Consider the following 13,238-nt stretch of genomic DNA (forward strand, 5'->3'; position numbering starts at 1 on the left):
TTGGCAACTACGCTCGGTTTGCCAAGCCACGGTATGGCAGAAGCTCCGGAAGGCCGGAGCTAGCCGGTGCCGTGCTCACTTGTTCCCGTCGATCCACTTCGACATCAGCCCCTTGTCGCGGAAACACTCATCCGGCACGGCGCGGCGTTTGATCCGGGCGAGACGCTCGGCGAAGGCGACCTGTTTGGACGAGGGCAGGCTGTCCAGCGCAGTCGCGGGTGTGAGCTTGGCCTGCGCGTCGATCCAGGCGCTCAAGGAGCGCCGATCTTGCTGAACCTCCCACGGCAGAAGCGTCTGGTTGCGCAGGGCCAGAGCGCGCGCATAGGCGATCTGCTTTGGCGTCGCGGGCAGGACGTAAGTGGTGCTTTCCATCGGAGATCTCCCTTCTTAGCTTGGTTTCAGTATAGAACATAACAGGAACAAAAGCAAGCCGCCTGCGGAAATCATGGGGTTTGAGAGGAAGAGGAGGGCCGGGGAAGGTCAGGCCTGAGGATGCCCGAAAGAGGGTGTCCGGGCCTGATCCTATTCCTCATTCCGGAGTTCCCCGATGACCCATCTCGCCCATTTTGCGACCGAGCGCGCACTTGCGTCTGTTGCCCCCATCCCCTCCCCCGATACTTCGGCTGCGATCTTGAGCGTGGCCGAGGCGCTGCAGCCTGACCTGGCGCAAGGTTTCCAGATCGACGCGCTGCGCCTGCGCCTTGAGATGGAGCGCGCCTTTGGCGGCTCTGACGCGACCGGCGCCTGGGACTGGAAGCTGGCCTATGAAGCAGGCGAGGCAGCGCTGGTCTTGTTCCTGCGGAAGTTTGGCCGCGCGCTGTTGGCGCGGGCGGGCTCGCCCGCAGCGCTGCTGCCGATCCTTGCCAAGGTGTCCGGCCTTTTGCCGACCCATACGCGGCGGTCCGAGGAGATGGAGCGGTTCCAGCAGTTCTCGACGCCGCTGCCCATGGGGCTGGCCGCAATGGCTGCAGCACAGATCACCGCGCGCGATTTGGTGCTGGAGCCATCGGCTGGGACGGGCCTTCTGGCGATCCTCGCGGAAATCGCGGGCGGCAGCCTCGTGCTGAACGAGCTTGCCGACACCCGCGCTGATCTCCTCCGTCGCCTGTTTCCGGGCCGGCCTGTCACGGGCTTTGACGCCGCCCAGATCGACGATCATCTCGACGCGGGGCTGCGCCCGAGCGTCATCCTGATGAACCCACCCTTCTCGGCGGTGGCCAATGTCGACGCCCGCACCACCGAGGCGACAGCCCGGCATCTGCGCTCGGCGCTCGCGCGTCTGGCCCCCGGCGGGCGGTTGGTCGCCATCACCGGTGCGGGCTTCGCGCCCGATGCGCCCGCCTGGGCTGAGACCTTCGGGCGCCCGACCGAGACCGCGCATCTGGTCTTTACGGGTGCGGTGTCCGGTGCCGCCTTCGCCAAGCACGGCACCAGCTTCGAGACGCGGATTTCGGTCTTCGACAAATGCCGCGGTGGCGAGGTGGGCGGCATCACCGCCGATCTGGCGCGCCCGATATCGCCTGATGTCGCCAGCCTTCTCTCGCTGATCACTACCCATGTCCCCCCGCGCCTCGCGCTGGCGCAGGTCGCACCAGCCGGGCAGGGCCTCACTTCCCCCTTTCCGGGAAATCCTACCCGCGCCACGCGCGCTGCCATCAGCACATCGCGCATCACGTCACCAACACCAGCCACCAACGCCGCTCCACAGATCGAGGCCGCAAACCTCGCCTATACCCTGCGCGATGCAACCGAGGACGGGGCCAGCACGCGCCTGTCGGATGCCATTTATGAGACCTTCCGGCTGCAGGCGATCGACATTCCCGGCGCCACACCGCACCCGACCAAGCTGGTGCAATCGGCGGCCATGGCTTCGGTCGCTCCTCCGAAACCCAGCTACCGGCCCAAGCTTCCAGCCGCCATCCTGCGCGATGGCCTTCTGTCCGACGCGCAGCTTGAAACCGTGATCTACGCGGGCGCGGCGCATGGTGCGTATCTCGCGGGGTCTTGGACTGTCGATGAAACCGGCGACTTGGTCTCGGCCGCGCCGGACGATGCCGCTGACGCCGTCCGTTTCCGCCGCGGCTTCTTCCTTGGCGACGGCACCGGGGCGGGCAAGGGCCGCCAGTCGGCCGGGATTGTGCTCGACAATTGGTGCCAAGGCCGGCGCAAGGCGCTCTGGATATCGAAGAGCGACAAGCTTCTCGAGGACGCGCAGCGCGACTGGTCTGCCCTTGGCCAGGAGCGGCTGCTGGTCACGCCGCTGTCGCGTTTTGCACAAGGCCGCGACATCCCGCTCTCCGAGGGCATCCTCTTCACCACCTATGCCACGCTGCGCTCCGAGGAGCGGGGTGCAAAAAAGTCCCGCGTTGACCAGATCGTCGACTGGCTCGGGGCTGATTTCGACGGGGTGATCCTGTTCGATGAAAGCCATGCCATGGCCAACGCCGCAGGAAGCAAGGGCGAGCGCGGCGATGTTACGGCCTCGCAGCAGGGCAGGGCGGGTCTGCGGCTGCAGCACAAGCTGCCGAATGCCCGCGTGGTCTATGTTTCGGCCACGGGGGCAACCTCGGTGCACAACCTTGCCTATGCGCAGCGCCTCGGTCTGTGGGGCGGGGAAGACTTTCCGTTTTCGACGCGGGCGGAATTTGTGCAAGCTATCGAAGCTGGCGGCGTTGCCGCGATGGAGGTCCTGGCCCGCGATCTGCGGTCGCTTGGCCTCTACACGGCGCGCTCGCTGTCCTATGACGGCGTCGAATACGAGATGCTGGAACATGCGCTGACGCCGGAGCAGCGCGGCATCTATGATGCATATGCGCTCGCCTTCGGAGTCATACATCGGAACCTGTCCGCGGCGCTGGAAGCGGCCAACATTACTGGCGAATCCGGCGGTACGCTGAACCGCCAGGCCAAGTCCGCCGCCCGCTCGGCTTTCGAGTCCGCCAAGCAACGGTTCTTCGGCCATCTGCTGACCTCGATGAAAACTCCCACGCTGATCGCCGCCATCGACGCCGATCTCGCCGCAGGCCACGCGGCCGTCATCCAGATTGTCTCGACGGGCGAGGCGCTGATGGAGCGCCGCCTGTCGGACATCCCCACGGACGAGTGGAACGATGTGCGGGTGGACATCACGCCAAGAGAGGCTTGCCTGGATTATCTGCAGCATTCCTTTCCGGTGCAGCTCTACGAGCCCTTCACCGATAGCGAAGGCAACCTCTCCTCGCGGCCTGTCACGCGCGACGGCCAGCCGGTGGAATGCCGCGAGGCGGTGCGCCGCCGCGATGCGCTGATCGAGCATCTGGCAAGCCTGCCGCCTGTGCCCGGCGCGCTGGACCAGATCGTCCAGCGCTTCGGCACCGACCTGGTGGCCGAGGTCACGGGCCGCTCGCGCCGTATCGTGCGGAAGGGCGAGGGCGCTGCAGCCCGCCTCGTCGTGGAAAGCCGGGCGGGGTCTGCCAACCTCGCGGAAACCGCCGCCTTCATGGATGACCAGAAGCGCATCCTGATCTTCTCGGATGCGGGCGGCACGGGGCGCAGCTATCACGCCGATCTCGGGGCGAAGAACCAGCGCCTGCGGGTCCACTACCTCCTGGAACCGGGCTGGAAGGCCGATGCGGCCATTCAGGGACTGGGCCGCACCAACCGCACCAACCAGGCGCAACCACCGCTGTTCCGGCCCGTCGCGACCGATGTAAAGGCAGAAAAGCGGTTCCTCTCGACCATCGCGCGTCGCCTCGACACGCTTGGTGCGATAACGCGCGGCCAGCGCCAGACCGGCGGGCAGGGTCTGTTCCGGCCGGAGGACAATCTGGAGTCCCCCTATGCCCGCGATGCCCTGCGCCAGCTTTACCGCCGCATCTATCGCGGCGATGTGGCGGGTTGCTCGCTGATGGCGTTTGAGGATGCGACCGGCCTCAGCCTGACTGATGACAACGGTCTGAAGGATGACCTGCCGCCGATCACGACCTTCCTCAATCGCCTGCTGGCGCTGACGATCGACATGCAGGCCGTGCTCTTCTCGGCCTTCGAGGAACTCCTCGATCAGCGGATCGAAGGGGCCATCGCCGCTGGGGTCTATGACCTTGGTCTCGAGACGCTACGTGCCGAGAGCTTCCGCGTCACGGATGCGCGGGTGATCTACACGCATCCCGGCTCCGGCGCGGAAACCCAGCTCCTCACCATCGCGGAGAAGCGGCGCAACACGCCGACCTCCCTTGTCGATGCACTCGACTGGCTCGACGACCCGAAGGCGCGGCTTCTGGTCAACAGCCGCTCGGGCCGGGCGGCGGTGCAGGTGCCAGCCACCAGCCTTATGCTGGATGACGGCACCATCGAACCGCGGCTGAGGCTGATCCGGCCAACGGAGGCCAGCACGGTTCCGGCCCGGATGATGGAGGACACCCACTGGCTCGAAGCCGACCGCGCAGTCTTCGCCGCCGCCTGGACCGCGGAACTGGCCGAGGTGCCGGAGTTCTCGGAAACCACCCTGCATATCGTGGCGGGCCTCTTGCTGCCGATCTGGAAGCAGCTCCCCCAGGATGAAACCCGCATCTACCGGCTGCAAACCGACGATGGGCAGCGCATCATCGGTCGCCGCGTCTCGCCGTCTTGGGTCGCGACCACGCTGGCCGCTGACGCGCCGCAGCTGACAGCCGCACAGGTTCATGCCCTCGTTCTGGAGGGCAAGACCGTGGTGCGGCTGGCCGAGGGGATGGAGTTGCACAGGTCCCGCGTCATGGGGGTGAACCGGATAGAACTGTCGGGCTTTTTGGGTGCCGCCAAGGACCGGCTCAAGGCAGATGGGTTCTTCTCGGAGATCATCGCCTGGAAGCTGCGGCTCTTCTGCCCAGCAGACTCCAGCGGCATCGCAGTACTTGATCGTCTGCTTGCACGTTGTCCCGTGACAGGACTACATGCGCGTGGAGGGTGCTGAGCCATGTATTCCGAGACCGAAGATGTGATCCGCGCTCTCGCGGAGAATGCTGAAGGCGTGTGTCGCCATTACCTTCCCGCCGGACGGCGGGAAGGGTCCTACTGGATCGTCGGCGATTTGCAGAACAATCCCGGCCGGTCGCTCTTCGTGCGGCTGAACGGGCCTGCGTCGGGGCCGGGCGCGGCCGGCAAGTTTACCGATGGCGCCACGGGCGAGCATGGCGATCTTCTGGACATCATCCGCGAGCGGACTGGGATCTCCCGCTTTCCCGATCTTCTCACTGAGGCCCGAGCGCATCTTGGCCGTCCGCAGCCGGTCCTCCCGGATGCGCCAGTGCCGAAGAAGGCCAAAGCCCCCGGTGGCACGCCAGCGGCGCCGGCGCGATTGTTTGCAGCCTCGGTGCCGGTCGCAGGCACGCTTGCCGACACCTACCTTCGGGCCCGGGGCCTGACCCAAGGCGGCACGATGAGCGCGCTGCGCTTCCACCCGAAGTGCTGGCATCGAGATGAGGGCCAGACCCGGAGCATCCCCAGACCGGCGCTGATCGCCGCGGTCACCGATGGGGCAGGGGCTTTGCAGGGTGTGCATCGCACCTGGCTGGCTCTTGACGGTCAGGGGAAAGCGGATGTCGAGACGCAGCGGCGTGCCATGGGTCACCTCCTCGGCAATGCCGTCAGGCTGACCCCGCATGAAGACATCCTCGTGGTCGGCGAAGGCATCGAGACCATGCTGTCCCTGTCCGAGGCGGCCTCCGGCCTTCCCGTCTGGGCGGCTCTCTCGTCGGGTCACCTCGGGGCGGTCCAGTTGCCGGAGGGGCTGCAGCGCCTCTACATCGCGATCGACCGCGATCCGGCCGGGCAACGCGCGGCAGAGAGGTTGATCGCCAGAGCCACAGAGGTCGGGATTGGGTGCCATGTGCTCGAGCCACAACTCGGGGATTTCAACGATGATCTCCGGGCGACCGGCAAAGAGGCGCTGCGCCAGCATCTGGCAGGGCAGATCGGGCTTGAGGATCGGCAGCGCCTGTCAGGCTGAGCAGCATCGCGCAGGGGGCGGTCAGGGGCAGAGGGGGGGTAGGGGTCCTGCAGTCCTGTCGCGGGTGTGGATCATCACCTTTGCCTCTTCCCGGGTAAATCTCATCCACCCGACACCCGAGCGGCCTTCAAGAGATGGGCAGGCGGCCGTCAAAGGGGACGCCCCATCAAGGGCGGCAGGCAAGCTATTTCCGCCGCGGGGGACGAGCCCCCGCTTTGCATCGCGAAACAAATAGCTTGCCTGCCGCCCTCCTCCACATGCGTTCCGGCCCCGAAAGGCGGGGTGAAGGGGCGTCCCCCATGACGGCTTTCGCAGCCCACGAAGGCCGCGCGGGTTGTCGCGCGGATGAGACAGGCCCGGAGGCAAGAAACTGATGACGATCCACACTCACGACGACACGTATGAACCCGCCCACACCGCATCCCAGACCGCCCATGCGCTCGACGAGTTGCAGCTTTATGGCTACCGCCCCTTTGATGAGCCCGATCCGCGCCCAATGCCCGATGGGCAGCGCCTTGCGGTCGCCGTCGCAGACATTTTCGATGCCCTCGTCGCGACCCTGGAAGACACCCGCATGGAACCCGACCTCGAAGAGGTGCTCTGGGGCCAGGTCAACCTCTTTCACCGCGCCACGGCGAGGATTGAGCGGTCGCTCGACGAGAACGAGCAGGTGCAGCGCCGCCTCCAGCGGGAGCAGGACGGCTCCGAGGTGAAATCCACCGAACTTGAGCGCCTAACGGCCGAAGGCCTGACGCTGATCGAACGGCGCAACTGCATGGATATGATGCGCGATCACGCCGCCACCGAGTTTGTCCATCACACAGGCTCGGCCTGGCGGCCCCGCACTGGCTCGATGGTGAACCGCCAGCACATGACAGCAGCGCTCATCGACAGCCGCGACTTCCTTGCCGCCAAGCGCCGCGCAGAAACCGAGGTGATGTTGCCCGCAGGCCCCAAGGTCGCCCTCACCGGCGGGACCGACTTCAACGATCACCGCCTGATCTGGGGCAAGCTCGATCAGGTCCGCACCAAGTATCCCGATATGGTGCTCTTGCACGGTGGTAGCCCGAAGGGCGCAGAGCTCATCGCCGCCAAATGGGCCGAAGCCCAGGGCGTTACACAGGTGGCCTTCAAGCCCGACTGGAGCAAGCATGCCAAAGCCGCCCCCTTCAAGCGCAATGACGCGATGCTGGACGTGCTTCCCGTGGGTGTTCTGGTGTTCCCCGGCACGGGTATCCAGGAGAACCTTGCCGACAAGGCTAAAAAGCAGGGCATCCCGGTCATGAAGTTCGAGAAGGGGGCATGAGCCCCCTTTTCCTCTCGCGGGGAAATCGAGGTGGAAGAGCAGGCTTCCACCTGATATTTTGGAAGAAAGCCTGCTGGATCACGATATGTCTCACTCTGTCGCTCAACTTGAGGTGTTCCCGACCGACCTGCAGATGCGGCGGATCGATCCAGCCTGCAACATGCGGCGGTTTTACCGCATGAGCATTCAGCCCGATCTCTTTGGGGGCGCCAGCTTGGTGCGCGAATGGGGCCGCATTGGCGCGCGCGGGCAGATGATGATTGAGCAGCATCCAGATGAAGGGCGCGCCGTAACCGCGCTGATGAAACTTGCGGCGATAAAGAAGCGGCGGGGTTATGCATGATGCGCGGCCGCGGTTCGAAAAGCGGGCAGACACAGGAAAACGAGGGGGAGATGGCACTCGACACTGACAAGATCGATGATGCGGCTCTCGCGATCCTTAGCCTGACGCTGCATTACGGCGATCAGGTCTGGAAGGGAATCGATTGGGCCATCACCAACCGGCTTTTCGAGAAAGGCCTGATTTTTGATCCCAAAAACAAGGCGAAACCGCTGAGCCTGACCCCAGAAGGGGTCGCGCATGCGCGGGAAATTCTCGCGCGGGAGTTCAGCAAGGCCGAGTGACGGGCGGCTTTGCGGGACCTTACAGTCGTTCGCTGCATCTGCGCGCAATTTGCTCGCTTCCGCATCCGCATCTGCAGCATCAGCAACGCGCAGGGCGGATTCCGGTCATTGGCTGCGGTTTGCGTGGAGGTCTGGAATGCGGACATTGCTGCCTTTCGCTGCAGGTGCGCCAATGTCCGGTATCTGACCGGTTCACATTTGCTCGATGACGGCGAAAGGGACAAAACGCCAATCATCCGAGATGAAATCATAGTATGTAACTCAAAAGCGCTTGGCTTATGAGACATTGAATGGGTGCAAACGGTCGGCCAGCACGTTGTATTCCGGTACTCCGGTGTGTGGCGTTTAGTCTCGCGCAGCCCATAGGGCCGCTTCACAAAAAAGAACCGCTCTGAACGATCAGCAAAATCGTGCAAATGAAACGTGACCTGATCGTCGCTGAGCGCCACCACACCGTAGGCCGGAGCTTCGCAATTTTCCGTAATATGATCGACGGCCCCGTTCAGCTCCAAGGCGACCTGATGGTTCATGCCGCGCATGCAGGAATAGCTGATGCCGCGCCAATTGCCAAAAATCGCACGATGCACATGACCAAAGAACAGATGCCGGATGCGCGCCTTGTGGGGGGCGACGACATCATAGAATGTCTCCGAGTCCTGCAACATAATCCGGTCCATGGAAGCGATGCCTGTTTTGAACGGCGGATGGTGCATGAACAGGACGATTGGGCAGTCGGTTTGATCCAGTTCATGATCCAACCAAGCTTGGCGCGCGGGGCAAAAAGCGCCCGCGTGAGTTTCTGTGTCCTTCGTGTCCAGCAATAAAAACCGCCCGAACGGAGTGTCAAAACCGCTTTGGACAAAACCGTTTTCGTTGCGGGGTGTTTCTGGGAAAGCCTCGCCAAAAAGCTGTTGTATCGTCGTGATTGCCCACCATCAGATGCACGGGCATGGTGAGCTCTTCGATTTCGCGCAGAAACCGCGCATAGGCCGCTGCGTCGCCCCAGTGGATCATGTCACCTGTCAGGGCGACAAAAAACCAGCGTCGCCATGTTCGGCATTGATGGAGGCCACAGCGGCACGCAGCCGCGCGGCGGGAACTGGTCCATAAAGCATCCCATCGCCAATGACATGCGTGTCGGTGAGATGGATGAACTTCATTCTGCGGCAACCGGTTTTGCCCAGTCTTCCCACGCGGTACCTGCGCTGAACACGGGCCCATCCCACGTAAAGGGAATGTCATGGATGATTGTGCCACTGTCACTTGCAAGGATCACTGCATAGGACGGGGCCATGGGAGCACCTTGTAACAGCTCCTGCTCGGTCAGATCAGGCAGGGACTGATTGCCGGTGGAGCGAACGCTGGCAAACGGAACGCCGCACCACATCCCGTGCAAGGGTGCATGGACATGGCCAAAATGGAGATACTCGATGCGGTCGCAATAGGTGCTGAATAGCTCCGCCAGCGGTGCGCGGTCTTCGGGGACAAGAGCGATCTTGTCTTCGGCAGGCAGCCCAAGCGGCATGGCATTGTGATGCATGAACACGCGCGCGCGCGTGCAGTCTTTCAACTCACTTTCCAGCCAATCGCGCCGCGCGGCGCAGAAGTGGCCAGCGTGGGTGCGCGGAGCGGTTGTGTCGAGGTAGATAAGACGCGTGCCGTCGACTGTTTCTGCGTGGTTGATGAACCCGGATGGGTCTTTGGGATGGTCCGGAAAAGCGCCGAGAAACGCGGTGCGGTCATCGTGGTTTCCAATCAACAGGCGCACTGGGCAAGGCACATCGGTCAGCGCATCGACAAGGGTCGCGTAGGCCGCAGGCTCGCCCCAGTGGGTCAAATCGCCTGTGATGATAATCCGAGCGGCATCGCCGTGTTGGGCTCGCACATGGTCGAGCGCTTGGGCAAAACGTCTGTGGGGGTTCAAACCGCCCATACGTTCGCCGGGGACTGTCAGGTGAATGTCGGAAATGTGCACAAGTTTCATGGACCTGAGCCTTTCTAAAAATAGGTCCGGCCGCCCCCGAAAGGGCGACCGGTATTGGTTTAGCCGTTTGGCAGAAGGTCGGCGATTTCTTCGACCAGTTCTTCTTGCAGCTCTTTCATATCGGTTGCGTCGCCGGTAACGATGCGTTCGATCCCGTCATAGATCACCTGCGTGATCGCCAAGCCGTTGTCGCCGGGATAGGCCAGCCAGTCGCGCAGCAGCGGAAGCTGGTCCACAGCGGTCTGCTTGTTGGGGTTCTGCTCGTAGAAATCAGCCAGAATGATTTCGTTGGCCGCCTTGTTGGGGGGCATGTAGCCAGTTGTCATGGCCACCTGGGCCGCGCCTTCACCGGAGGTGATGAACTTCAACCATGTCCAAGCTGCTTCACGCACGGCAGGGTCATCGGAGGTCGAGGTCAGCATCGCGGCGTTGCCGCCAGCGGGCAGTCCCATCGGCGCGCCGTCAAGGCCCGGGAACGGGCCGGTCACGAGTTCAAAATCACCTTGGCTGCGCTCAACCGCGCCGAGGGCCGACGTCGACCAGAACATCATGCCCACATCCCCGGCGGAGAAAGACGACAAAGCAGCCTTCCATTCGAGGTTCTGCATTTCACACTCGGTAAAGATTTCCTGCATCTGTTCGAGCGCGATCAGCGCTTCGGGGCTGTCCATGGTCACTTGGCCATTCTCGACGATGGCTTTGTCCTGGCTCCACAACAGGGCCTGCACGAACCAGTTGCCGGTGATGTTCCAGCCCCAGAAGATCGGGTTGTCGATGCCGTTGGCCTTCATGGTCTTGCAGGCTGCAATCACCTCGTCCCATGTCGTCGGCAGCTCTTCGATGCCGCCTTCGCGCAAGATATCCATGTTGTAATAGCCAACTGGTAGCGAGATCGAGAACGGCAGGCCGTAGACTTGGTCGTCGAAAGTCGACAAAGACAGCATCGCTTCGTGGTAGCCTTCTGTTTCGAAATCGGCCTCAGCGGCAATGAACGGGGCCAGTGACTGTGCGATGCCTTTGTTGACCAGTGGCGCTTGGCGGTTCAGGCCCTGCATGGAAACGTCCGGCAGGTTACCAGCAACGGCTTCGCGCAGGACGGTGTTGGTAGCGTCCTCGTAGGACTCATATGTGGCGCGGAACTTAACCTCGATATCGGGATGTGCCGCTTGGAAGGCAGGCATCATCGCTTCATAGGTGACATCAAAGAGGTGGCTATAAGGATAGGCGAACTCGATTGTCACCTTGTCCTCGGCGTAAACGGCGGTGGCAGACAGGGCCAAAGCCATTGCAGTTAGGGTATGTTTCATTACATTTACTCCAGTTGTCGGGGCTGACGGTTTGGCGATTGGCAGACCCCAATGATGTTCCCCGTGTGGGGAGGCGATTATCCCCTTGCGGCGTTATGGGTAGGGCGGGCCAAGGCGCGCCCTACTTCATTCCAGACAGTGTGATCCCCTCGATAAAGCGGCGTTGGGCCAGTAAAAACGCGACGATCAGCGGTGTGACGATGACGGTGGCCGTGGCCATCATCGGGCCAAAGAACGACCCGTCCCCGTCGCCCTTGAATTCGCGCAGACCCAGCGGCGGGGTGAACAGATCGCGGTTTCCGGTCACGACGATGCGCGGCCAGAAATAATCGTTCCAATGTGCGACCACAGAAAAGATCGCGAAGGCCAAGAGCGCGGGGACCGCCGTGGGCAACATGACCCGCCAAACGATGGCCAACTCGGACATCCCGTCCATCCTCGCCGCGTCGATCAGATCGTCGGGCACGGTCATAAAGAACTGTCGCATCAGGAAAATCCCAAAGACCGAGATCGTCCAAGGCACGACAAGAGCCGCGTAGGTATTGGTCAGCCCCAGCTTCGCTAGCCCGATATAAAGCGGCAGGGCAATGGCATGGACGGGGATCAACAGGCAAAACAGGACCAGCCCGAAGACCGCATCACGCCCCCAAAATTTCAGCTTTGCCAGCGCATAGGCGGCAGGCAGGGCCACAACAACCTGGATTAGAAAAATCGATACAGTGACGATGACGCCATTAAGCAGATAGCGGACCAGCGGCGCTTCGGTGAAAGCCTTGGAATAGTTGAACACCACAGGGCGCATGGAACAGGACGCTTCGGTCTCGGCCAGCAAGGCCGCCTGCACGTTGGCGTCGTCTTGGCCCGCAAACCGCGCGCGGGCGGCTTCGATATCGGCGCGGTCTGGCTGGCGCAGGGCGACGCAGCGCGGGTCGATCATCATTTCCTGACGGCCAAAGAACCCGCCTTCGCCCCGGTCGATTTCGCCCGGACTTTTGAACGAATAGCTGACCATCATATAGAACGGCGCCAGCACGATGATCGTGCCAAGAATCAGCACCATATGTTTCCACCAATCACGTGTCATCAATAGTGCACCTTGCGTTCGACCAACCAGCGCTGGATCAGGGTCAGAAACATGACGAACAGCAGGAACAACATGGTGATGGCCGAGCCGATCCCGATCAGGTTCTGCTGAATGCCTTTTTCGAAGATCGCAAACATCATCACATAAGCGGACTTGTTCGGCCCACCGCCCTGCGGCCAGAAGGCCTCGATGGTGTCAAAGACTTGAAAGGCGCGGATGCAGGAAATGGTCACGACGAAGACCGTGGTTGGCCCAAGGGCGGGCCATGTGACCAGTCGAAACCGCTCCCAAGCGGAGCGGGCCCCATCCATTTCGGCCGCGTGGTAGAGCTCGCGGTGCACCGACGTCAGACCAGCCAAAAACAGCACCATGTTGAAGCCAAACCCCTGCCAGATGCCGATGAAACAGACCACCCAGATCGCGTAATCGCGATCACCCAACCACAGTGGAAACCCCTCGGCGCAACCATTGGCAAAGAAGGGCAACGCCTCAAACCACGTCCCGCAGGTCAATTCCAGCGTACGGTTCACCATGCCAATGGTCGGGTGCAGCATGAATTCCCAGGCGATGGCCATGGCCAGCAACGTGGCCATCACAGGCAGGAAATAGATCGTCTTGTAGACCTCCCCGATCCGACCCAGCGAATGGACCAGCAAGGCCGCCCCAAGGCCGAGACCCACGGAAATGGGCACCACGGTGACCACATAGGTAAAGGTAGCGATAAACATCTTTTCGTAAGACGAACGGGTGAACAGGCGCTCGTAGTTTTGTACTCCGACCCAATCGAAGCCGGGATTGCCCAATGAATAGTTGGTGAAAGACAGGACACACGCCACGATGATCGGCACCAGCAGGATTAAAGCCATCAGCGTCAAGGCAGGCGCGACCAACCCCCAGCCCGCGCGCGCGCGCCTGTTGTCAGGTTTGGCTTTGACAATGCTTGCGACGCTGGGGTCCACGACAGCCAT

At 62.5% G+C, this 13,238-nt stretch carries 13 protein-coding genes; 6 read left to right on the forward strand and 7 right to left on the reverse strand.

Annotation, left to right across the window (positions count from 1 at the left end; genetic code table 11):
* Positions 1 to 75: 75 nt before the first annotated feature.
* The gene (locus PhaeoP97_RS19280; RefSeq protein WP_009827198.1) at positions 76 to 372 is read right to left on the reverse strand and encodes a hypothetical protein; all 297 of its coding nucleotides are present in this window, start codon (positions 370 to 372) and stop codon (positions 76 to 78) included.
* A 175-nt stretch (positions 373 to 547) separates the two neighbouring features.
* Here PhaeoP97_RS19280 and PhaeoP97_RS19285 point away from each other — a divergent pair, with 175 nt between their 5' ends.
* From PhaeoP97_RS19285 to PhaeoP97_RS20725, 6 genes are all read left to right on the forward strand, one after another.
* Entirely contained in the window at positions 548 to 4,930 is a 4,383-nt protein-coding gene (locus PhaeoP97_RS19285) for a bifunctional class I SAM-dependent methyltransferase/DEAD/DEAH box helicase (RefSeq protein ID WP_072506870.1), read from the forward strand.
* Between the two features lie 3 nt (positions 4,931 to 4,933).
* Entirely contained in the window at positions 4,934 to 5,965 is a 1,032-nt protein-coding gene (locus PhaeoP97_RS19290; RefSeq protein WP_072506871.1) for a DUF7146 domain-containing protein, read from the forward strand.
* A 373-nt stretch (positions 5,966 to 6,338) separates the two neighbouring features.
* Positions 6,339 to 7,271: a DUF2493 domain-containing protein gene (locus tag PhaeoP97_RS19295; RefSeq protein WP_072506872.1), complete on the forward strand. Its 933-nt coding sequence runs from the start codon at positions 6,339 to 6,341 to the stop codon at positions 7,269 to 7,271.
* Between the two features lie 85 nt (positions 7,272 to 7,356).
* On the forward strand, positions 7,357 to 7,614 hold the full coding sequence (locus tag PhaeoP97_RS19300; RefSeq protein WP_067296573.1) for a WGR domain-containing protein: 258 nt from the start codon (positions 7,357 to 7,359) through the stop codon (positions 7,612 to 7,614).
* A 50-nt stretch (positions 7,615 to 7,664) separates the two neighbouring features.
* Entirely contained in the window at positions 7,665 to 7,895 is a 231-nt protein-coding gene (locus PhaeoP97_RS19305; protein WP_072506918.1) for a DUF6429 family protein, read from the forward strand.
* Positions 7,896 to 8,311: 416 nt separating this feature from the next.
* Positions 8,312 to 8,719, forward strand: coding sequence for a hypothetical protein (locus PhaeoP97_RS20725; protein ID WP_237029061.1), 408 nt, complete (start codon positions 8,312 to 8,314; stop codon positions 8,717 to 8,719).
* A gap of 19 nt (positions 8,720 to 8,738) precedes the next feature.
* On the opposite strand, the gene PhaeoP97_RS20730 is transcribed toward PhaeoP97_RS20725, so the two are convergent.
* The 6 genes from PhaeoP97_RS20730 to PhaeoP97_RS19330 all read right to left on the reverse strand — a co-directional run bounded on the left by PhaeoP97_RS20730 (position 8,739) and on the right by PhaeoP97_RS19330 (position 13,238).
* The gene (locus tag PhaeoP97_RS20730; protein ID WP_237029062.1) at positions 8,739 to 8,909 is read right to left on the reverse strand and encodes a hypothetical protein; all 171 of its coding nucleotides are present in this window, start codon (positions 8,907 to 8,909) and stop codon (positions 8,739 to 8,741) included.
* A gap of 8 nt (positions 8,910 to 8,917) precedes the next feature.
* Positions 8,918 to 9,055, reverse strand: a complete 138-nt coding sequence (locus PhaeoP97_RS20735) for a hypothetical protein (protein WP_237029063.1) — start codon at positions 9,053 to 9,055, stop codon at positions 8,918 to 8,920.
* Entirely contained in the window at positions 9,052 to 9,879 is an 828-nt protein-coding gene (locus PhaeoP97_RS19315) for a metallophosphoesterase (RefSeq protein WP_072506873.1), read from the reverse strand. Before PhaeoP97_RS19315 ends, PhaeoP97_RS20735 begins: the two co-directional genes overlap by 4 nt.
* A gap of 59 nt (positions 9,880 to 9,938) precedes the next feature.
* On the reverse strand, positions 9,939 to 11,186 hold the full coding sequence (locus PhaeoP97_RS19320; RefSeq protein ID WP_072506874.1) for an ABC transporter substrate-binding protein: 1,248 nt from the start codon (positions 11,184 to 11,186) through the stop codon (positions 9,939 to 9,941).
* Positions 11,187 to 11,307: 121 nt separating this feature from the next.
* Positions 11,308 to 12,270, reverse strand: a complete 963-nt coding sequence (locus tag PhaeoP97_RS19325; RefSeq protein WP_072506875.1) for a carbohydrate ABC transporter permease — start codon at positions 12,268 to 12,270, stop codon at positions 11,308 to 11,310.
* Positions 12,270 to 13,238, reverse strand: a complete 969-nt coding sequence (locus PhaeoP97_RS19330; protein WP_072506876.1) for a carbohydrate ABC transporter permease — start codon at positions 13,236 to 13,238, stop codon at positions 12,270 to 12,272. The genes PhaeoP97_RS19325 and PhaeoP97_RS19330 overlap by 1 nt, the downstream gene beginning before the upstream one ends.

It is taken from the genome of Phaeobacter porticola (assembly GCF_001888185.1).
GTDB lineage: Bacteria > Pseudomonadota > Alphaproteobacteria > Rhodobacterales > Rhodobacteraceae > Phaeobacter > Phaeobacter porticola.